The organism is Caenispirillum salinarum AK4 (assembly GCF_000315795.1).
GTDB classification, from domain to species: Bacteria; Pseudomonadota; Alphaproteobacteria; order Rhodospirillales; family Rhodospirillaceae; genus Caenispirillum; species Caenispirillum salinarum.
Genome location: NZ_ANHY01000005.1, coordinates 81,639 through 102,118, shown reverse-complemented (window position 1 = coordinate 102,118; position 20,480 = coordinate 81,639). Strand labels below are relative to the sequence as shown.

Below are 20,480 nucleotides of genomic sequence, written 5' to 3'. Positions count from 1 at the left end.
TCAACCAGCGTATAGAGGGAAGCCCCATGGAATCCGGACTGACGACCGCGACGTGGCTGTGGCTGTTCGTGCCCATGCCGCTCGTGGTGATCGTTTCCCTGGTGTCGTGGCTGCGCCATTCCGGCGCCTCCGGCAAGGAGGGGGCCCGATGACCGGCACCACCGCCATCACCTTCATCGTCTATCTGGTGGCCATGCTGGCCATCGGCGTCGCGGCCTACCGTCTGACGTCCAACCTGTCGGACTACATTCTCGGCGGCCGGCGCCTGGGTCCCGGCGTCGCGGCCCTGTCGGCCGGGGCCTCGGACATGAGCGGCTGGCTGCTGCTGGGCCTGCCGGGCGCAGTCTTCGCCGCCGGCATGAACCAGATCTGGATCGCCATCGGCCTGACCTTCGGCGCCTTCCTGAACTGGTGGTACGTCGCCGGGCGGCTGCGCATCTACACCGAGGTCGCCGCCGACAGCCTGACGCTGCCCGACTTCCTGGAAAACCGCTTCCGCGACCGGTCGCGCCTGCTGCGCGTCATTTCGGCCATCGTGATCCTGCTGTTCTTCACCTTCTACACCAGCTCGGGCATGGTGGCGGGTGCCAAGCTGTTCGAGGCCAGCTTCGACATGAGCTACACCTCGGCGCTGTGGGTCGGTGCGGCCGTCATCATCTCGTACACCTTCCTGGGCGGCTTCCTGGCCGTGTCGTGGACGGACTTCGTGCAGGGCATCCTGATGTTCCTGGCCCTGTGCGCCGTGCCCATCGTGACGATCATGGAGGTGGGCGGCTGGAACGCCACCGTGTCCGAGGTCGCGGCTTTCGATCCCGGCTACCTGGACGCCTTCCACGAAATGACGCTGCTGGGCATCGTGTCGCTGATGGCCTGGGGGCTCGGCTATTTCGGCCAGCCGCACATCCTGGCCCGCTTCATGGCCCTGCGGTCGGCCGCCGACGTGCCCAAGGCGCGGTTCATCGGCATGGGCTGGATGGTGGTGTCGCTGTTCGGCGCCATCTTCACCGGCTTCGTCGGCGTAGCCTACCTGTCGCGCGGTGAACTGGGCGATGCCGAGCAGGTGTTCATCCTGCTGACCGACGTGCTGTTCCACCCGGTGATCTCGGGCATCCTGCTGGCCGCCATCCTGGCCGCCGTCATGTCCACCATCGACAGCCAGCTTCTGGTGTCGTCGTCGGCGATCACGGAGGACTTCTACAAGCAGCTGTTCCGCCGCGACGCCAGCGAGAAGGAACTGGTGTGGATCGGCCGCATCTCGGTCGCCGTGATCGCGCTGATCGCCATCTGGATGGCGTCCGACCCCGAGCGGTCCGTGCTGGACCTGGTGTCCTACGCCTGGGCCGGCTTCGGCGGCGCCTTCGGGCCCATCGTGATCCTGTCGCTGACGTGGGAGCGCCTGTCGCGCAACGGTGCGCTGCTGGGCATCATCGTCGGGGCGCTGACGGTGGTGATCTGGGGCGAGCTGTCGGGCGGCCTGTTCGACGTCTACGAGATCCTGCCGGCCTTCATCCTGTGCGGCGCCACGGCCATCATGGTGAGCCTGCTGGGCAAGGAGGCCTCGCCCGAGGTGCGCGAGGAATTCGCCCACGTCCGCAGCGAGTTCGACCGCGCCAAGTAAGGTGCGGGGGCAGGGCGGGGCGGCGGCCGGTTCCAACCGCCGCCCCGCGCCCCCACCTGTAGAAGACGAAACGGAACGCGCGCCCGGCCCGAACGCCCGCGCCGGGCCCCGCTGCTTCGGAGTTGGTGACCCATGATCTTCCGTGACGATGCGCCCCCCGCCCCGGCCTGGCGCGAGCACCTGCAGGCCAATTACCGCGCCGACGAGGACGCCCTGGTGGCCGAGCTTCTTGGCAAGGCCCGCCTGCCCGAGGACGCCCGCGAGCGCATCGGCGCCACCGCCCGGTCCCTGGTGGAGGCCGTGCGCGCCAACCGGTCGCTGCGCTCGGGCATCGACGCCTTCATGAACACCTACGACCTGTCGACGGAGGAAGGCCTGGTGCTCATGTGCCTGGCGGAAGCGCTGCTGCGCGTGCCCGACCCGGACACCGCCGACAAGCTGATCCACGACAAGCTGGGCGGCACGGACTGGGAAAAGTACCTGGGCTCGTCGAAGTCCATCTTCGTCAACGCCTCCACCATGGGGCTGATGATGACCGGCCGCGTGCTGGGCCCCGCCGACCTGCCGGACGACGCGCCGCGCGGCACGCTCCAGCGCATGGTCTCGCGCCTGGGCGAGCCGGTGATCCGCCAGGCCCTGCGTCAGGCCATGCGGGTGATGGGCCGGCAGTTCGTGCTGGGCCGCACCATCGACGAGGCGCAGGAGCGCGGCCAGGAGCAGGAGAAGAAGGGCTACCGCTATTCCTTCGACATGCTGGGCGAAGCCGCCCGCACGGAGGCCGACGCGGCCAAGTACTTCGACAGCTACACCCGCGCCATCGACTCCATCGGCAAGGCGGCCAAGGGCAAGGGGCCGATCCAGGGCAACGGCATCTCGGTCAAGCTGTCGGCGCTGCATCCGCGCTACGAGCCCGGCCACCGCACCGCCATGCTCGACATCCTGTCGGAGCGGCTGCTCAAGCTCGCCCGGCAGGCCAAGAGCTACGACATCGGGTTCTGCGTCGATGCCGAGGAATCCGAGCGCCTGGAACTGTCGCTGGAACTGATCGAGAAGGTCTATTCCGACCCGTCGCTGGACGGCTGGGAAGGCTTCGGCCTGGCGGTGCAGGCCTACCAGAAGCGCGGGCTGGCGACGCTGGAGGTGCTGGCGCAGATGATCGGCCGCGTCGGCCGCAAGATGAACGTGCGGCTGGTCAAGGGCGCGTACTGGGATACCGAGATCAAGCGCAGCCAGGAACTGGGCCTGGAGGACTACCCGGTCTGGACGCGCAAGGTGACGTCGGACGTCAGCTACATCGTCTGCTCCAGATTCCTGCTGGACAACACCGACAAGTTCTTCCCGCAGTTCGCCACGCACAACGCCCATACGGTCGCGACCATCCTGGAGATCGGCGGCGACAAGCCCTACGAGTTCCAGCGCCTGCACGGCATGGGCGAGGAGCTGTATGACGAGATCGTCGGCCACAACAAGCGCGACAAGCCCTGCCGCATCTATGCCCCCGTCGGCGGCCATGCGGAACTTTTGAGCTATCTGGTGCGCCGCCTGCTGGAGAACGGGGCGAATTCCAGCTTCGTCAACCGGCTGGTGGACGACCAGACGCCCATCGACGCCATCATCGCCGACCCGGTGGAGCGGCTGGCGGCCATTCGGGACGGCAAGCGCCATCCGCACATCCCCATGCCGCGCGACCTGTACCCCGAGGGTCGCAAGAACTCGGCCGGTCTGGACCTGTCGGACGTCACCAAGCTTCTGCCGGTGGCGGCGCGCATGGCCAAGGCCGGCTGCGGCAGCTGGGAGGGCGGGCCCATCATCGGCGGGGAGATGCGCACCGGCAACGGCCAGCCCGTCACCGACCCGTCCGACCGCAAGCGCGTGGTGGGCCATGTGACAGAGGCGACCTCCGACGACGTGCAGGACGCCCTGTCCAAGGCCCGCGAGGCGCAACCGCGATGGGACAAGACGCCCACCGCCGACCGCGCCGCCATCTTCGAGAAGGTCGCCGACCTGATGGAAGAGCGGATGCCGGACCTGATGGCCGTGTGCTCGCGCGAGGCCGGCAAGACGCTGACTGACGGCGTGGCGGAAGTGCGCGAGGCGGTGGACTTCCTGCGCTACTACGCCCGCCGCTGCCAGGAGCACATCAATGTGCCGGTGGACATGCCGTCCGCCGACGGCAAGGCCGCGCGGGTGGAAATGCGCGGGCGCGGCACCTTCGTGTGCATCAGCCCGTGGAACTTCCCGCTGGCGATCTTCACCGGCCAGGTTACCGCCGCGCTGGCCGCCGGCAACGCCGTCCTCGCCAAGCCGGCGGAACAGACCAGCCTGATCGCAACCGCCTGCGTCAAGCTGTTCCACGAGGCCGGCGTCCCCGGCGACGTGCTGGCCCTGCTGCCCGGCCGGGGCGAGACCGTGGGCGCGACCCTCATCGCGGACCCGCGCGTCGACGGCGTGGCGTTCACCGGATCGGTGGAGGTGGCGCACATCATCTCCAAGGCCCTGGCGGAGCGCGCCGGCGGCGCCGCGCCGCTGATCGCCGAGACGGGCGGGCAGAACGCCATGTTCGTCGACAGCTCCGCCCTGCCGGAGCAGGTGATCCGCGATGCCGTCATCTCCGCCTTCGGCTCGGCGGGTCAGCGCTGTTCGGCGCTCCGCGTGATGTACGTGCAGGAGGACGTGGCGGACACCGTCATCGACATGCTGAAGGGCGCCATGGACGAACTGTCCGTCGGCGACCCGGCATACCTGGATACCGACGTCGGCCCGGTGATCGACGAGGAGGCTCGCTCCGGCCTCCAGGCTCACGCCGACCGCATGGCGAGCAAGGCGAAGCTGATCCACCAGGTGCCGGTGCCGGAAACCTGCAACGACGGCACCTTCTTCGCCCCGCGCGCCTACGAGATCGACAGCATCGACGTTCTGGAGCGCGAGGTGTTCGGCCCGGTAATGCACGTCATCCGCTACAAGGCCAAAGACCTCGACAAGATCATCGCCGGCGTGCGGGCCACGCGCTACGGCCTGACCATGGGCATCCACACCCGCATCGACCGCAAGGCGCGGGCCATCCAGGCGGCGTCGAAGATCGGCAACACCTACGTCAACCGCAACATGGTGGGCGCGGTGGTCGGCGTGCAGCCGTTCGGCGGCGAGGGCCTGTCGGGCACCGGACCCAAGGCCGGCGGCCCGCACTACGTCGCCCGCTTCGCCAAGCCGGTGGTGGTCGGCGAGAGCGACCCCAGGGCCGATGCCCGCCGCGAGGTCGAGCGCGAGGCGGCCAAGCTGCGTCCCGGCGACCTGCCGGTGGCCTCCGGCGCGCCGGGGGTGGACCTGGGCAAGGCGCTGGATGCCGCCCATGCCGCCGTACCCAAGTGGGACAGGGCGGGCGGTGCCGGCCGCGCGGCCAGCCTGGAAACGGCGGCGGCGGCGCTGCAGCGCGAGGCGCCCGTCCTGGCGGGGCTGCTGGCCCGAGACACCGGCCGCCCGCTGGCCGAAACGGCCGGCGAGGTGGTCGCGGCGGCGGACATCCTGAAGGCGCTGGCCACCCAGGCCCGCAAGGAGTTCGTCAAGGCCCACAAGCTGCCCGGCCCGACGGGCGAGCACAACGAGCTGCAGCTTCACGGCCGCGGCGTGTTGGGCTGTGCCAGCGGCGCGGGGGCATCCTTCGCCGATGTGGCGGCGCAGCTTGGCGCCTGCGTCGCCTCGGGCTGCGCGGCGGTGGTGCTGCCGGACACCGGCCTGGCCACGGCGTCCGCCCGTCTGGTGCAGACCCTGCGCACCGCCGGTGTGCTCGAGGCGGTGCTGGCCCTGGTCGATGCCGCGAGGCTGGAGGACGCCGCGCGCGACGAGCGGCTGGAAGGTCTCGCCTGGGCCGGCCCGGAGGACACCCAGCGTTCTCTGGCGGTGACGCTGGCCGGCCGCAAGGGCCCCATCGTGCCCTTGATCGCCGAGCCCTTCGGCCCGCACTACCTGGACCGCTTCACGGCGGAGCGCACGCTCACCATCGACATGACGGCGGCGGGCGGCAACGCTTCCCTGCTGACGCTCAACGAGGACGAGCCGCGCGCGGCGTGATCACGCGGCGAGCCGGGGCCGGGGCCGGGGGCGCGGGACGCGCTCTCCGGCCCCGGCGCTTCCGGGTGCGAACAGCCGAGGGCGGCGTCGGCATCGCCGCCCTTTCTTGCAAGGTGGGCCCGCCTCAGGGCGCCGCCGAAACTGCCGTACACGACATTGATGCCCGCCGAACGTGACCGAGGACGAGGCCGCTGCGGCCGGTGGTTCTTCCGGCGTAGCGGCTCGCTCAGGGGGCGAGGGGGGCTTGGCGGCGGCGTTTTGAGATTTCAAACATGTTGAAGGGGTGATGGACCCTTTGCCGCCAGGGCGCGGCAAGGGGCGGGAAAGACGCTGTCAGGACCGATAAGACCAACCAAAGACAAGGCGGCCCGCCTCAGAAGGACCGCCGACACGGGAGGATCATCCGACATGGTAGACAGCAAGCAGACCCGAGAGACCCGCGCCGCCGTCCCTGCCGCCCAATCCCGGGGGCGCCGCGACTTCCTGAAGACCGCCGCCACCGGAACCGCCGCCGGCGTCGCCGCCGCGGCCACGGGCCTGGGCTTCAACATCAGGACGGCGAAGGCGCAGGGCATGCGCTGGAAGATGCAGTCCTCGTGGGCGCCGGGCACCACGGGCTACAAGATCTTCGAGGAGTGGACGAAAAAGGTCGGCGAGACCACCGGCGGCGAGCTTCAGATCCAGCCGTTCCCGGCCGGTGCCGTCTCGGGCGACTTCGAACTGGTGGACGCCGTGCGCAACGGTGTGCTGGACGGCATGAACCTGTTCACCGTCTACTGGGCCGGACGCATGCCGGCGGGCGTGTTCTTTTCCAGCTTCCCCATGGGCCTCAACCATCCCCACCAGTGGGACATGCTGTACGGCTCCTACGGCGGCAAGGACCTGGTGCGGGAGCTGTACGAGAAGAACGGCCTGTACTTCGTGGGCCACGTCCACCACGACATGAACCTGATCCACTCCAAGACGCCCATCCGCTCGCTGGACGATTTCGAGGGCGTGAAGCTGCGCATGCCGGGCGGCATCGTGGCCGAGACCTTCTCGGCGCTGGGCGCGCGCACCACGCTGCTGCCGGGCTCCGACGTCTATCCGGCGCTGGAAAAGGGCACCATCGACGCCGCCGACTACACCGGCCCGGCGGTGAACTACGACCTCGGGTTCCAGCAGGTGACCGACTACATCATCATGGGGCCGCCGTCGACGCCGTGCCTGCACCAGCCGGTCGACCTGATGGACATCTCTGTCGGCCTGCGGCCGTGGAACCAGCTCGACGACCGCATGAAGACGCTGTTCGAGGAACTGGTCCACGCCTATTCCTACGACCACTACACCCGCATCCAGGAGGCCAACAAGGCGGCCTGGGGCAAGTTCCGGGACGCGGGGACCGAGATCATCCACCTGAGCGAGGACGACGCAGCGCGCTTCCGCCAGGTCGCCATGCCGCTGTGGTACAAGTGGGCGAACAAGGACCCCGACGCCGCACGCATGTTCAAGCTGCACCTGGACGTGATGATGAGCCCGGCTGTGGCCTACCTGACCCCCGACGACGTCAAGGACTACAGCCTCAACCTCTGACGGCTCTTTCGCGAGAAACGGGGCCCGGCGCGCATGGGCCGGGCCCCTGGCCGCCATCGTGAGGGATCGTCCATGTTCGATGTGCAGATCACCTTCGTCATGCCCCATTGGCTGTACTGGGGCGGGCTGCTGCTGTTTCCCCTGGTCATGATGCTGTTCGTCCGCCGCGACGCCAGGCGGCGCGAGGCCCTGCCCGAGGCCGACGAGGGGCCGCTGACGTCCGAGGAACTGGAGGAGCGCATCTTCCACGACCGGGCGCTCAGCTACGAGGACCTGAAGGCCGAAAACGGCTTCACGCGCCTGATCGACCGCATTTCGGGCTTCACCGGCGTTTTCGTCGCCTATTGGACCGTCATCGCCGTGGTCACCTACTTCTACGAGGTGGCGGTGCGGTACTTCTTCGACAGCCCGACGAACTGGGCGCACGAGTCCATGTTCCTGATGTTCGGGATGCAGTACCTGATCGCCGGCGCCTATGCCTACCTGCACGATGCGCACGTGCGGGTGGACCTGTTCTATTCCAAGGCCGGGCCACGCGGGAAGGCGGCGCTGGACATCTTCACGTCCGTCTTCTTCCTGGTCTTCACGCTGGCGCTTCTGTGGACCGGCTGGACCTTCTTCACGAATTCGGTTTCCGCCGATTTCCTGCCCTTCGGCACCGGATACGCCAACGAGCGGTCCTTCACCGAATGGCAGGTCGCCTACTGGCCGGTGAAGGGGACCATCTTCCTGGGCGCCGTCTTCCTGCTGCTGCAGGGGCTGGGGCGGCTGGTCAAGGACATCCTGGTCATGCGCCGCGTCGATGCGCTGGAAGAGGAGGGGCGCCATGTCTGAGACCCGCACTCACGGCGGCGGGGCCCAGCGGCCCGGCGCCGCCACCGGCTCCGGCGCCGGCAAGCCGCGCCTGCCGCTGGGCTGGCTGACGGGCATCGCCACCGTCGCGCTGGGGCTGCTGGTGCTGGTGGAGGCGATCAACATCGCCCTCTACGACCCGTGGACTGACGAGGTGTTCCTGTTCTCGCTGGTCGGCGTGCTGGCGGATGTGGAGATCGGCACGCTGTCGGTGCTGATGTTCGGGTCGCTGCTGGTGCTGCTGGCGTTCGGGCTGCCGCTGGCCTTCGTGACGGGCAGCCTGGGCGCGGTGTTCATGGTCCTGGTCGGTGACGAGGCCATGCTGAACATCATCCCGACGCGCATCTTTCCGCTGATGACCAACTATCAGCTTTCGGCCATTCCGCTGTTCATCTTCATGGCGTCCATGCTGGAGAAGGCGGGCCTGATCGACGAGATGTTCGATGTGGTCTACAAGTGGATGGGCGGCTTTCACGGCGGACTGGCGGCGGCGACCATCATCGCCTCGACCGTGCTGGCGGCCATGGTGGGCGTCATCGGCGCGGCCGTGGTGACCATGGGCATCATCGCCCTGCCGGCCATGCTCAAGCGGAAATACGATCCCAAGATCGCCATGGGCTCCATCATGGCGGGCGGCACGCTCGGCATCCTGATCCCGCCGTCGATCCTGGCGATCATCTACGCCGTGGTCGCCCAGCAGTCGGTGGGGGAACTGTACGTCGGCTCCGTCCTGCCGGGCCTGTTGCTGTCGGGCATGTATATCGCCTACGTCGCCATCCGCTGCGCCATCGACCCGAAGAAGGGCCCGGCGCTGCCGGTGGAGGAACGCGCCAGCTTCGGCGAGAAGCTGCGCCTGCTGCGGCGGATGCTGGCGCCGATCATCCTGGTGGTGCTGGTGCTGGGCGTGATCTTCTCGGGCGCCGCCACACCTGTCGAGGCCGCCGCCATCGGCAGCTTCGGCGCCATGGTGGTCGCCGCCCTGCACGGGCGCCTGACGTGGCTGAGCCTGCGCGACGCCACCATCGGCACCATGAAGGCCACCGCCATGGTGCTGTGGATCATCTTCGGCGCCACGGTGTTCGTGGGCTTCTACATCCTGCGCGGGGGCCAGGATTTCGTCACCGACCTGATCATGGGCATGGGGCTCGACCCCTACGGCGTTCTGATCCTGATGAACATCATCCTGGTGTTCCTGGGCATGTTCCTGGATTGGGTGGGAATCCTGCTGCTGGCGGTGCCGATCTTCATCCCCATCATCCAGGCGCTGACCTTCGGCGGCGTGATGGGCCTTCCCGGCGTGGCGCCCGAGGACGTCATGCTGTGGTTCGGGGTCATCTATCTGGTGAACATGCAGATGAGCTTCCTGTCGCCGCCCTTCGGCTATGCGCTGTTCTACCTGCGCGGCGTGGCGCCGAGGGAAATTCCGACGTCCAGCATCTTCAAGGCCTCGCTGGCCTTCCTGGCGCTGCAGGTGGTGGGTCTGGCCGTGATCATCCTGTTCCCGGGAATCGCGCTCTGGCTGCCCAGGCTGGTGTACGGGAACTGACGCGGGACGGTCCCGCTGCGGACGGGGATCAGCCGGCGGCGGTCACATGGGCCGCTGCCGGCCCAGGCCCGACAGGCCGAGCATCAGCGCCCGCGCCCGCAGCCCCGACGGACGCGGCAGCTTGAGGTGCCGCATCAGGTCCTCCAGCAGCCGGTCCACCGCCTGTTCCGACATGTTGAGCATTGCGGCGGCCTCGGGCGTGTCGGCGCCGGCGGCCAACAGCTCCAGCGCCCGCAAGGCCTCGGGGTCGAGGTCCGAGAGTACCGCACCGCCGGCGCGCAGCATCAGGTGGCGGGCGCGTTCGTGCACCACAAGGCCCAGCGCCGTCAGCGACTCGGTGCCGTGGGTGAGCGCGGCGCGGCGGTCGTCCTCGCTGCCGTCGGCAAGGGCGTTGAACAGACCCAGCGTGCCGGCGGCGCGGGCGGGCACGCAGAAGCCGTCGTGAATGCCGTAGGTCCGAGCGTCCGCCATCATCGCCCGCTGGGCGGCGCTGAGCGACTCGTCGGCGATGTCGTTCCAGCGAAAGGCGCGTCCCTGCCCGGCGGCGCGCACCACAGGATCAATGCGGCCGTAGTCGCTGCCCGTGTAGCGGGCGATCCAGGGCTCGGGGTAATAGGTGAAGAAGGCCAGCGGGTCCGCCCGTTCGGGCGACCAGGCGCTCGTCATGTTGTGAAAGCTGTAGGTCACGCCGCCAAAGCCGATGCGCGCGGCCAGGTCGCGGGCGACGGTGCTCAGGCTTTCCATGTCCTCTGCGGCGGCGACGCGGGTCACCCATCCCGAAGGAAGCGTGAAGGCGTCCACGCGGCCGTCGCGTTCGCTGCGCGACATCGCGGTCCTCTCGTCCCCCCGTCCGGCGATGCCGGACACCCCGCCGGTCCCCATGAGCCGGCCAAAAAAGGATACAACTTTACGGAACGGAAAACCAGAGATTGTATGTTGGGCCGATTGCCGCCAGCCTCAGCCCGGTTCCGCCAGTCCCAGCGCGACGGCGCGCACGGCCAGTTGCGCGCGGGTGGCGCACTGCAGCTTCCGCATGGCGGACTTCAGGTGCTGGGTGACGGTCAGGTCGCTGATGTGGAGGATGCCGGCAATCTCGATCCCGGTCTTGCCGGCCGCCAGCCAGCGCACGCATTCGCGCTCGCGCGGGGTCAGCATCCCCGCGCCGATGTCGCGGCGGTAGAGCACCCGGCCGCGCTCGTGCACCAGCAGCGAGAGAATGGTGAACGGCGCCATCGCCGCCCGCAGGATCTCGGCCCGCCCGCGCGGCGTGGCGGAGTCGGGCAGGGCGACGCTCAGCGCGGCCAGGGACCCGCCCCGCAGGGGTACGGTCAGGCCGTCGATGATGCCCCAGTCGGCGGCTTCCGCCATGATCCGCCGGGCACGCGGCGAGCCGGGTGGCGGGATGTCGCGCCACGCAAAGCTCTGGCACGACCGCAGCCCGGTGACGACGGTGGGGTCGTCCAGGAAGTAGCCCTGCTGCAGGTAGTGCTGGGACCATTCCGCGGGATAGGTGATCAGCGCCGCTTCCTCCACAAGGCGCCGCTCGGGCAGCATGACCAGGGCATAGGACGGCAGCCGCAGGCCGATCTCGGCCGTCAGCTCGCGCAAGGTGCCGTGCAGCGCCGGCAGGTCCGGCGCCGAGAGCACCCGGTCGGCCCACCGGATGGGGGCGGCGGCAAGAGACGGCGACCCGACGTCAAGGGATTCCATGGTGGAGTGCTCCTCGAGTCCTATCCTCGATCCGGGGGATATGGAGTATCCGAAAGAGGAGGTACTGTCGAGGTGTCGCGTGATCCGCCTTCCTGGCAACCGGCGGTTCGTGCGCGGCAAAGCCCACATCGGCCGCCATGGCGCCCCATGCCCTTGCCGCGGCGGCCTGGACCTCTCCGGTTTTCCGAACCGGGGAGGTCGGGGCCTTTTTGCCTGTGCGGCGAATATTTCCGGCCCCTATATGCCGAAAGATTGATTTTCCCTGGAACAGTTCTGGATTAATGTCCGTTGAGCCAAAAGGATTAATCGACTTGGCATAAGTCTTGCGGCAAGGCGTGGAGAACCGCGGCCTTGGGTGGGGAAGGACAGTGCAGTGGTGGATACGATCGATCCCCGGCCGACGACGCCGGTGACCGAGAAAGACAGGCTCGCGCGGCTCAAGGCCCTGGATATCCTTGATACGCCGCCGGAAGAAAGCTTCGAGCGGCTGACGCGGATGGCATCGACCCTGCTGGAGGTTCCCATCAGCGCGGTGTCGCTGATCGACGAGAATCGCCAGTGGTTCAAGTCGGTGGTCGGTCTGGACACGCGGGAGACCACGCGCGAGGTGGCCTTCTGCGCCCACGCCATGCGGGGCGATACGGTGATGGAGGTGCGCGACGCCACCGTCGATCCGCGCTTCGCCGACAACCCGCTGGTCACCGGCGACCCCGGCATCCGCTTCTATGCCGGTGCCCCGCTCAAGACCCGCGACGGCGTGCCGCTGGGCTCGCTCTGCGTCATCGACCGCAAGCCGCGCACCCTGACGGCGACGCAGCTTCAGGTCCTTCAGGACCTGGCGGCCATGGCGGTGGATGCCATCGACTTGCGGACCGCGTTGCGCGATGCAACGGACCGCGAAGAGGCGGCGAAGATTGCGACGGCGGCCCTGGCCGCCAGCGAGGCGGCGCAGCGCGCGGTGCTGGACACGGCCGTGGACGCCATCATCACCATCGACGAGCGCGGCATCATCCGCACGGTCAACCCGGCCACCGTGCGCCTGTTCGGCTATCGGGAAGAGGAAATGGTCGGGCGCAACGTCAGCATGCTGATGCCCGAGCCGCACGCCGCCGCCCACGATGCCTACATGGCGCGCTATCATCGCACCGACGATCCGCACATCATCGGCGTCGGCCGCGAGGTCCCGGCCCGGCGCAAGGACGGCACCCTCTTCCAGGCGGAACTGGCCGTCAGCGAGATGCGCGTCAACGGCGTGCGGGGCTATACCGGCATCCTGCGCGACATCACCCGCCGCTGCGAGATCGAGGACGAGGTGCGCGAGAAGAACCGCCTGCTCGGCATGGCCGAGGAGGTGGGGCAGGTGGGCCATTGGCGGGTGGAGGAGGAGACGCGGGCCGTCGAGTGGTCCGACGGCATGTACCGCATCTACGGGCTCGACCGCGACAGCTTCACGCCCACCGTCGACACGGTCATGACGCGGATGCCCGAGCGCGACCGCGAGCGCGTGGCCACGGCCGTCGCCGCGACCCGGACGGACGGCGTGCCCTTCACCCTGGACCACGCCATCATCCTGCCCGACGGGACGGAGCGCGTCGTGTCCTCCAGCGGCCGCCAGGAACGGGACGAGGCCGGCAATCCCGTCGCCCTGTTCGGCATCATGCAGGACATTACGGACCGCGTGCGCGCGCAGGAGCGCCTTCAGGTCGCCATCGACCATATCAGCGACGGCTTCGTGCTGATGGACGAGCAGGACCGGATCGTCGTCTGGAACGACAAGATGCTGTTCCTCTACCCGCGAGCAGCACCGCTGGTGCGCATGGGGATCAAATTCGAGGACCTTGTCCGCCGCGGCGTCGACGAGGGGCAGTATCCCAACGCCATCGGGCGCGAGGAGGAGTTCATTGCCGAGCGCATGGCCCGCCACCGCCTGCGGGAAGAGGACTACGAGGAACGGCTGGTGGATGCCGACGGGCGCGAGCGCTATGTCCGCGTCACCGAGCGCAACCTGCCCGACGGCGGGCGCGTGGGCATCCGCACCGACGTCACCGACCTGCGCGTCGCCCAGCGCGAGGCCGACGCCGCCAACCAGGCCAAGTCCGCCTTCCTGTCCAGCATGAGCCACGAACTGCGCACGCCGCTGAACGCCGTGCTGGGCTTCGCGCAATTGCTGGAGGTCAGCCGCAAGGACCCGCTGTCGGAAAAGCAGCAGAGTCACGTCAAGCAGATCCTCAAGGGCGGGCAGCACCTGCTGGACCTCATCAACGAGGTGCTGGACCTGGCGCGCATCGAGGCGGGCAAGATGACGCTCTCCATCGAGGACATCGACGCCGCCGACGTCCTGGGCGAATGCCTGCCGCTGGCCGAGACACTGGCCGACAAGCGCGCCATCACAATCCGTGTGGACGTGACCGATCCGGCGCCGCGCGTGCGGGCGGACTTCACCCGCTTCAAGCAGGTGCTGTTGAACCTGCTGTCCAACGCGGTGAAGTACAATCGCGAGTCCGGGCGGATCATCGTGACGGTGGCGGTCGACCTGGCGAAAAAGACCGCCCGCTTCTCCGTCGCCGACACCGGCCAGGGCATTCCTCCCGAACACATGGACGGCCTGTTCGAGCCCTTCAACCGCCTGGGCGCCGAGGCGACGGAGGTGGAGGGCACCGGCATCGGCCTGACGCTGACGCGCGAACTGGTGGAGCGCATGGACGGCGCCATCGGCGTCGAGAGCACCGTCGGCAAGGGCTCGACCTTCTGGGTGGAGGTGCCGCTGGCCGAGAACTGCCCGGCCGGTGCCGCCGCCGCGCGCGAGGCGCAGCGCGCCGCACAGGCGTTGGAAGCAGGCGAGGGCGCGCTTCTCGATGTGCTCTACGTCGAGGACAACCCGGCCAACATGCGCCTCATGGAAGAGGTGATGGAGGACTTCGGCACCGTGCAACTGCAAACGGCGCACACGGCGGAACTCGGCCTTGAAATGATCGCCTGCGACCGGCCCGACCTGGTGATCATGGACATCAACCTGCCGGGCATCGACGGCATCGAGGCCGTGCGCCGCCTGCGGGCCGATCCCGCCACGGCCGAACTGCCGGTGATCGGCTTGAGCGCGAACGCCACGGCGGCTAGCATTCAGAAGGGTCTGGACGCAGGCTTCAACGCCTACCTGACCAAGCCGGTCGTCATCCCCGAGCTGATGGGCGCCATCGACCGGGCGCTCAAGGAGACGTCCCGATGAATGCACTGCCGGATGCGGTGCGCGCCGCGCGTATCCTGATCGTCGACGACAACCCGGTGAACGTCGCCCTGCTCGAGGACATGCTCGAGATCGAAGGCTACGACGACGTCACCGGCATGACGAATCCCGTGGCCGCCGTGGCGGCCTTCGAGGCGCAACCCTTCGACCTGGTCCTGCTGGACATCCGCATGCCCGTTCTGGACGGCCACGCCGTCATCCAGCGCCTGCGCGGCATCCTGGGCGGCGAGGGGCCGCTGCCGGTCATCGTGCTGACGGCCCAGACCGACGAGGAAACGCGGATGCGGGCGCTGGAGGCGGGCGTGCGCGACTTCATCACCAAGCCCTTCGACCGCGCCGAGGCCATGCACCGCATCCGCAACACGCTGGAGGTCCAGGCCCTGTGGCGGGAGCGCCGCGATCAGGCCAAGGTGCTGGAACGGGTGGTGGAGACCCGCACCGAGGAACTTCGCGTGCGCGAGGCGCACCTGTCGAGCGTCCTCAACAACGCCCCCGACATCATCCTGACCGTCGATCCCCAGGGCCGCGTCAGCGAGGTCAATCCCGCCGCCGAGGCCGCCTTCCAGGCGCCCGCCGGCGACCTGCACGGACGGCCGCTGGTGGAGTTGCTGGCCCTGCCGGCGCGCGCCACGGACGGCACCGTTGAATGTTCGGCCCGGCGGCTGCGCGGCGACGAATTCCCCATGGAGTGCTCCATCTCGCACATGGAGCTTGAGGGGGAAACGTGGCTGGTGCTGATCGGCCGCGACGTCACCAAGCGCAAGATGGCCGAGCAGGAGATGGCCTTCCTGGCCCGCCACGACCCCATCACCGAACTGCCCAACCGGACCGCCGTGCTGTCGCACCTGCGGGGCCTGCTGGAGACGGACGTGCCGGGCGTGGTGTTCTACGTCGCCATCCAGGGCCTGCGCCGCATCGGCGATACCCTGGGCCATGCGGTGTCGGAAAAGCTTTTGCGCGTCGCCGGCGAGCGGCTGGAGGGTGCGCGCGGCGGCGCCCGCATGGTCGGCGCCTGGGGCGGGGCCGACTTCGTGGTCGTCTGCGGCGAGGAAAGCGGCAGTCCCTGCTGCCGGGGCGACGCCGCCGCCATCGCCCAGTCCCTGCGCGCGGCCATCGAGGACCCTTTCCGCATCGACGGCAACGAACTGGCGCTGGACTGTCGGGTCGGCATGGCGCGCTTCCCCGCCGACGGCGCGGTGGCCGCGCGGGTGGTGCAGCGTGCCGGGCTGGCCGTGTTCGCGGGCCGGGCGCGGGCCGATGCCGGCGTCACCCTGTTCGACCCGGAGATGGAGGAGGCCGTCGGCCGCCGCCATGTGCTGGAGCGCGAGCTGCGCCATGCGGTGGAGCGCGAGGAACTGCGGCTGCTCTACCAGCCCAAGATCGACCTGGGCACGGGCTGCGTCATCGGCATGGAGGCGCTGGTGCGCTGGCAGCATCCCGAGCTTGGCCTGGTCTCGCCGGCGCAGTTCATTCCGGTGGCCGAGGAAACCGGCGTCATCGTCGCCATCGGCGACTGGGTCCTGCGCGAGGCCTGCCGCCAGGCCCGCGTCTGGCACGACGCCGGACACAAGGAACTGGTGGTGGCCGTCAACGTTTCGGGCCGGCAGTTCCGCGTCCACGACCTGACGGACCGCATCCGCGCCGCGCTGGCCGACGCCGGCCTGCCGCCGCAGGCGCTGGAGGTGGAGATCACCGAGACGGCGGTGATGGGGGACGTCTCCGATGCCGTGCGCATGTTGAACGAATGGCACGACATGGGCGTCTCGGTCGCCATCGACGACTTCGGCACGGGGTATTCCTCGCTGGGCTACCTGCGCCAGTTGCCGCTGACCACGCTGAAGATCGACCAGAGCTTCGTGCGCGACCTGCCCGAAGGCGACACAGACCGGGCGGTGGCGCGCACCATCCTGCAACTGGCCGAGGTGCTGGACCTGAAGGTGGTGGCCGAGGGCATCGAGACGCCGGCCCATGTGGACGTGCTGAAAGGCCTGGGCTGCCACCTGGGCCAGGGCTACCACTACGCCCGGCCCCTGCCGCCGGCGGACTTCCTCGCGTTTCTGGAGGCCCACACGGTCGAGGCTTAAGGCTGACGGCGGCGCGTCGCCGCCTCGCCGCGTCAGTGCACTCGCGCCGGTCCGCGCTGATAGGTGCCTCGGGCGACGGCCTCGATGTCGTCGCGGGTCAGGCCGATGTCCGCCGGTTCGCGGTCGGACAGCGCGGACAACTCGTCGCGGACCTCGTGGCGGTCGTGCCAGATGTGCCAGGTTTCCGCGATGCGGTCGAGCAGGGGCAGCGTTCTCATCTCTCAATCTCCGGGGGCGGGGCGCGCCGGCCGTCTTGGCGCGGGCGGGCGCCGGTGTCTTCCGGTAAGATAGAGCGGCCGCGTCCGGCTCACATGCGCCGAGGCGGCGGGCCAGCCCTGCGCGCCCCGCATCGTTGCCCGTGACGGCCGTCACTGCCGCCGGCCAGCCACGAAAAAGGACCCGGAGGCGGCGGCGTGCCGCGTCCGGGCCCTTTCTTGTTTCAGCCGGGGGCGCCGGTCAGGCGGCGTGATCCCAGCCGGTGGCGCCGCGGGTCAGGCCCATAAGGGCGTTGCCCATGACGCCGGCGCCCATGGCCGTGCCGGACACCGGACGGGTGGCGACGGCGGCGGGCATCGCCGGGGTGCGGCGGGCGGTGACGGACAGGATGTCGTCGCGGCTCAGGCCGATGTCGCGCAACTCGCGGTCGGACATGCCGTACAGCGTCTCGCGCGCATCCTGGCGGGCACGCCAGGCGCGCAGGCGGCCGAACAGGCGTCCCACCATGCCGCCGCGCGCGGCCGGCGCGTTGCAGTTGGCCGGCGCCGGAAGCGAGGAGGTGGCGGACGCGGTGCGGGTCGTGTTGGTCATGGCGGTCACGGTCGCCGTTTCGGCGGCCGCCTTCTGATCTTCGCGGGGGGTGCTGTCGTTTGAAGACGGGGTGCCGGCGGCCAGCCAGCTGGCCTCGGCGTTATCGTACGGCCACATGGACCTTGTCCTTCGGTTCGTCTTTTTGAAAAGGAAAGCGCCGGCGTTCAAACCGGCGGTTGGGCGGAATATCGATCCGCCGTCGGTTCGCGACCAGTGGATTTGTTGCATCGCAGCAATGCCGGCATCGCATGGATGGATACGCCCGGCCACAATGGCCCCATCGCTTGTCTCGGGGCGCGTCCTTGCCCCGGCGCCCGCCACGGCTTAGCTTCAGCGCAGAGCCTGCTCGCCGATAAAGGATTCCCCATGACCGCACCCGCCCCCGACCCGGCCGACCGGCTTCGCCTTCTGCGCGGTGAACTGACGCGCCTGGGGCTGGACGGCTTCATCGTGCCGCGCGCCGACGAGCACCAGGGCGAATACGTCCCGCCCCGCGCCGAGCGCCTGGCGTGGCTGACCGGCTTCACCGGATCGGCGGGCGTGGCGGTGGTGCTGGCGGACAAGGCGGCGCTGTTCGTCGACGGGCGCTACACCCTGCAGGCGGCGCAGGAGGTGGACACCGAAGCGTTCGAGATCCTGCATGTCACCGAGACGCCGCCGCACGAATGGCTGGCCGACCAGGTGAGGCCCGGCGCCCGCATCGGCTTTGATGCCTGGCTGCACACGCCCGACGGTGTGGCGCGCGTCGGCAAGGCGCTGGAGGCGGTGGACGCGCGCCTGCTGGCGGTGGCGGACGGCTCCAACCCGGTGGATGCGGTGTGGTCCGACCAGCCGGACGTGCCGCTTGCGCCGGTGGTGCCGCACGCCCCGGAGGTCTCCGGCAAGCCCGCCGCCGAGAAGCTGGATGAGGTGGCCGCGACCCTGCGCAGGCAGCGCGCCGACGCCGCCGTCATCACCACGCCCGACAGCCTGGCATGGCTTCTGAACATCCGGGGCGGCGACGTTCCCTATGCGCCGTTTCCGCTGGGGTTCGCCATCGTGCATGCCGGCGCGGCGGGCGGGGCGGCGCCGTCCGTCGACCTGTTCATGGATGAGCGCAAGCTGTCCGACGCCACGCGGGCGCACCTGGGCGAGGCGGTGACGGTCATGCCGCCCGCCGACCTGCCGCGCATGCTCGACCGCCTGGGCGGCGACGGGGCGCGGGTGGTGCTCGACCATGCCGTGGCCCCGGCGGCGGTGCGCGAGCGTCTGGCGGCGGCCGGCGCCAAGGTGCTTCGCGACGACGACCCCTGTGCCCTGCCCAAGGCCTGCAAGAACCCGGTCGAACTGGAGGGGGCGCGCGCCGCGCACCGCCGCGACGGGGCGGCGCTGGCGCGGTTCCTCTGCTGGTTCTCCGAGGAGGCGCCGGGCGGCCGGCTGGACGAACTGACAGTGTCCGACAAGCTGGAGGAATACCGCAAGAGCGGCGACCGGTTCCGGGGGCTGAGCTTCCCCACCATCGCCGGTGCCGGGCCCAACGGCGCCATCGTGCACTATCGGGTGACGCCGGAGACCACGCGCACCATCGAGCCCGGCGGCCTGTTCCTGCTCGACAGCGGCGCGCAGTACCTGGACGGCACCACCGACGTCACCCGTACCCTGTCGGTGGGCGCGGCGGGGCCAGAGGAGCGCAAGCGCTTCACCCAGGTGCTGAAGGGCCACATCGCGCTGGCCTCGGCGGTGTTCCCCGAGGGCACCACGGGGAGCCAGCTCGACGTCCTGGCGCGCCATGCCCTGTGGCAGGACGGCGTGGACTACGACCACGGCACCGGCCACGGCGTCGGCAGCTATCTGTCGGTGCACGAAGGCCCGCAGCGCATCAGCAAGATGGGCAACCGCATCGCCCTGCGGCCGGGCATGATCCTGTCCAACGAGCCCGGCTACTACAAGACGGGCGCCTACGGCATCCGCATTGAGAACCTGGTGGCGGTGCGCGAGGCGCAGGTCGAGGGAGCGGAGCGCGCCATGCTGGGCTTCGAGACCCTGACGCTGGCCCCCATCGACCGCATGCTCATCGAACCCGCCCTTCTGACACCGGAAGAGGTCGCGTGGGTGGATGCCTATCACCAGCGCGTCCATGACGAGATCGCGCCGCAACTGGCCGACAGCCCGGCGGTGCAGCGCTGGCTGGTGGAGGCCACCCGGCCGCTGGCGGTGATGGGGTGACAGGGGAGACATGATGGAAGGTGGTCTGTTTCCGGCGCCGGTGCTGGACGTGGCTGGCGCGCAGGCCTTGCGCGCGGCTGACTGCAAGCGGATGTTCGCGGTCCACGGGCTGTTCTACGACGTGCCCATCGGCGGCGCGACGTGGTCCTGCCGGTCGGTGCTGGAACTGATCGCACACGACCTGGTGCCGGCGGGTGATCCCTCGCCGGTGCTGAGCCGCCGGCCGGACCTGCTGGTGGTGATGATGAACCCGGGGTCGTCGCGCTCCGTCGAGCCGTCGTTCACGCCGCCGCGCGTCGACGGGCCGCGCGCCATCAAGGCCGTGCGGACGCTGGTGGAAACCGTTCCAGACACGACGCAATACCAGGTGATGAAGGTCATGGCGGCGCGCGGCTGGCGGCATGCGCGCGTGCTGAACCTGTCGGACCTGCGCGAGACCAAGAGCCCCAACCTGTTCCGCCATGTCCAGGCGCTGGCGGGGCTGCCCGACGGCGATGCGCATTCCATCTTCAGCGATGCCCGCCGCGACGAACTGCTGGGCCACATCGGCCCGGCGCAGGGCTCGCCGCCGGTGATCCTGGGCTGGGGCCGCCACAAGACGCTGTTCCCGCTGGCCGAAAAGTGCCTGGCGGCGCTCAAGGGCCGGGTGACGGTGGGCGTCCGGGCGCCGGAAGGGCCGCTCGCCTACGCCCACCCCAGCCCGATGATGCAGAAGGCCAAGGATGCGTGGATCGAACGCATCCTCGGCCTTCTGGATGAGGCGGGGCTTTAGCG

Annotated in this window: 14 protein-coding genes; 10 read left to right on the top strand and 4 right to left on the bottom strand. The window is 69.5% G+C overall.

Annotated elements, in window-relative coordinates; genetic code table 11:
* Positions 1-26 precede the first annotated feature (26 nt).
* The 6 genes from C882_RS25655 (at position 27) to C882_RS05670 (ending at position 9,656) form a co-directional block, all read left to right on the top strand.
* Complete coding sequence (locus tag C882_RS25655) at positions 27-152, top strand: hypothetical protein (RefSeq protein ID WP_009539614.1); 126 nt, start codon at positions 27-29, stop codon at positions 150-152.
* Positions 149-1,618, top strand: a complete 1,470-nt coding sequence (putP, locus tag C882_RS05690; RefSeq protein ID WP_009539613.1) for a sodium/proline symporter PutP — start codon at positions 149-151, stop codon at positions 1,616-1,618. Before C882_RS25655 ends, putP begins: the two co-directional genes overlap by 4 nt.
* 132 nt (positions 1,619-1,750) lie before the next feature.
* Positions 1,751-5,686, top strand: a complete 3,936-nt coding sequence (gene putA / locus C882_RS05685) for a bifunctional proline dehydrogenase/L-glutamate gamma-semialdehyde dehydrogenase PutA (protein ID WP_009539612.1) — start codon at positions 1,751-1,753, stop codon at positions 5,684-5,686.
* Between the two features lie 408 nt (positions 5,687-6,094).
* A complete protein-coding gene (dctP, locus tag C882_RS05680) occupies positions 6,095-7,258 on the top strand; it encodes a TRAP transporter substrate-binding protein DctP (RefSeq protein WP_009539610.1) in 1,164 nt (387 codons plus the stop codon).
* A 72-nt stretch (positions 7,259-7,330) separates the two neighbouring features.
* On the top strand, positions 7,331-8,092 hold the full coding sequence (locus C882_RS05675) for a TRAP transporter small permease subunit (protein WP_043643833.1): 762 nt from the start codon (positions 7,331-7,333) through the stop codon (positions 8,090-8,092).
* A complete protein-coding gene (locus C882_RS05670; RefSeq protein ID WP_009539609.1) occupies positions 8,085-9,656 on the top strand; it encodes a TRAP transporter large permease in 1,572 nt (523 codons plus the stop codon). The genes C882_RS05675 and C882_RS05670 overlap by 8 nt, the downstream gene beginning before the upstream one ends.
* A gap of 42 nt (positions 9,657-9,698) precedes the next feature.
* On the opposite strand, the gene C882_RS05665 is transcribed toward C882_RS05670, so the two are convergent.
* Both C882_RS05665 and C882_RS05660 read right to left on the bottom strand, forming a co-directional pair.
* Positions 9,699-10,484, bottom strand: coding sequence for an autoinducer binding domain-containing protein (locus C882_RS05665; protein ID WP_009539608.1), 786 nt, complete (start codon positions 10,482-10,484; stop codon positions 9,699-9,701).
* A 129-nt stretch (positions 10,485-10,613) separates the two neighbouring features.
* On the bottom strand, positions 10,614-11,366 hold the full coding sequence (locus C882_RS05660) for a LuxR family transcriptional regulator (RefSeq protein ID WP_009539607.1): 753 nt from the start codon (positions 11,364-11,366) through the stop codon (positions 10,614-10,616).
* A 376-nt stretch (positions 11,367-11,742) separates the two neighbouring features.
* Here C882_RS05660 and C882_RS22980 point away from each other — a divergent pair, with 376 nt between their 5' ends.
* Positions 11,743-14,592: a PAS domain S-box protein gene (locus C882_RS22980; RefSeq protein ID WP_152415220.1), complete on the top strand. Its 2,850-nt coding sequence runs from the start codon at positions 11,743-11,745 to the stop codon at positions 14,590-14,592.
* The gene (locus C882_RS05645; protein ID WP_009539604.1) at positions 14,589-16,694 is read left to right on the top strand and encodes a putative bifunctional diguanylate cyclase/phosphodiesterase; all 2,106 of its coding nucleotides are present in this window, start codon (positions 14,589-14,591) and stop codon (positions 16,692-16,694) included. Before C882_RS22980 ends, C882_RS05645 begins: the two co-directional genes overlap by 4 nt.
* Before the next feature lie 32 nt (positions 16,695-16,726).
* Here C882_RS05645 and C882_RS05640 read toward each other — a convergent pair whose 3' ends face one another.
* Both C882_RS05640 and C882_RS05635 read right to left on the bottom strand, forming a co-directional pair.
* Entirely contained in the window at positions 16,727-16,912 is a 186-nt protein-coding gene (locus C882_RS05640; RefSeq protein ID WP_009539603.1) for a DUF1127 domain-containing protein, read from the bottom strand.
* Positions 16,913-17,150: 238 nt separating this feature from the next.
* Complete coding sequence (locus C882_RS05635; RefSeq protein WP_009539602.1) at positions 17,151-17,618, bottom strand: DUF1127 domain-containing protein; 468 nt, start codon at positions 17,616-17,618, stop codon at positions 17,151-17,153.
* Between the two features lie 249 nt (positions 17,619-17,867).
* On the opposite strand from C882_RS05635, the gene C882_RS05630 reads away from it, so the two are divergent.
* Positions 17,868-19,706, top strand: a complete 1,839-nt coding sequence (locus C882_RS05630; protein ID WP_009539601.1) for an aminopeptidase P family protein — start codon at positions 17,868-17,870, stop codon at positions 19,704-19,706.
* 10 nt (positions 19,707-19,716) lie between these two features.
* Positions 19,717-20,478 carry a DUF1643 domain-containing protein gene (locus tag C882_RS05625; protein WP_152415218.1) on the top strand — a complete coding sequence of 254 codons (762 nt, stop codon included), beginning with the start codon at positions 19,717-19,719 and terminating at the stop codon, positions 20,476-20,478.
* Positions 20,479-20,480: the final 2 nt, after the last annotated feature.

What these genes read in the sequence shown, in the direction of transcription:
- C882_RS25655 (WP_009539614.1), top strand. Translation starts at nt 27, where the DNA reads ATGGAATCCGGACTGACGACCGCGACGTGGCTGTGGCTGTTCGTGCCC.
- putP (WP_009539613.1), top strand. Translation starts at nt 149, where the DNA reads ATGACCGGCACCACCGCCATCACCTTCATCGTCTATCTGGTGGCCATG.
- putA (WP_009539612.1), top strand. Translation starts at nt 1,751, where the DNA reads ATGATCTTCCGTGACGATGCGCCCCCCGCCCCGGCCTGGCGCGAGCAC.
- dctP (WP_009539610.1), top strand. Translation starts at nt 6,095, where the DNA reads ATGGTAGACAGCAAGCAGACCCGAGAGACCCGCGCCGCCGTCCCTGCC.
- C882_RS05675 (WP_043643833.1), top strand. Translation starts at nt 7,331, where the DNA reads ATGTTCGATGTGCAGATCACCTTCGTCATGCCCCATTGGCTGTACTGG.
- C882_RS05670 (WP_009539609.1), top strand. Translation starts at nt 8,085, where the DNA reads ATGTCTGAGACCCGCACTCACGGCGGCGGGGCCCAGCGGCCCGGCGCC.
- C882_RS05665 (WP_009539608.1), bottom strand. Translation starts at nt 10,484, where the DNA reads ATGTCGCGCAGCGAACGCGACGGCCGCGTGGACGCCTTCACGCTTCCT.
- C882_RS05660 (WP_009539607.1), bottom strand. Translation starts at nt 11,366, where the DNA reads ATGGAATCCCTTGACGTCGGGTCGCCGTCTCTTGCCGCCGCCCCCATC.
- C882_RS05645 (WP_009539604.1), top strand. Translation starts at nt 14,589, where the DNA reads ATGAATGCACTGCCGGATGCGGTGCGCGCCGCGCGTATCCTGATCGTC.
- C882_RS05640 (WP_009539603.1), bottom strand. Translation starts at nt 16,912, where the DNA reads ATGAGAACGCTGCCCCTGCTCGACCGCATCGCGGAAACCTGGCACATC.
- C882_RS05635 (WP_009539602.1), bottom strand. Translation starts at nt 17,618, where the DNA reads ATGTGGCCGTACGATAACGCCGAGGCCAGCTGGCTGGCCGCCGGCACC.
- C882_RS05630 (WP_009539601.1), top strand. Translation starts at nt 17,868, where the DNA reads ATGACCGCACCCGCCCCCGACCCGGCCGACCGGCTTCGCCTTCTGCGC.
- C882_RS05625 (WP_152415218.1), top strand. Translation starts at nt 19,717, where the DNA reads ATGATGGAAGGTGGTCTGTTTCCGGCGCCGGTGCTGGACGTGGCTGGC.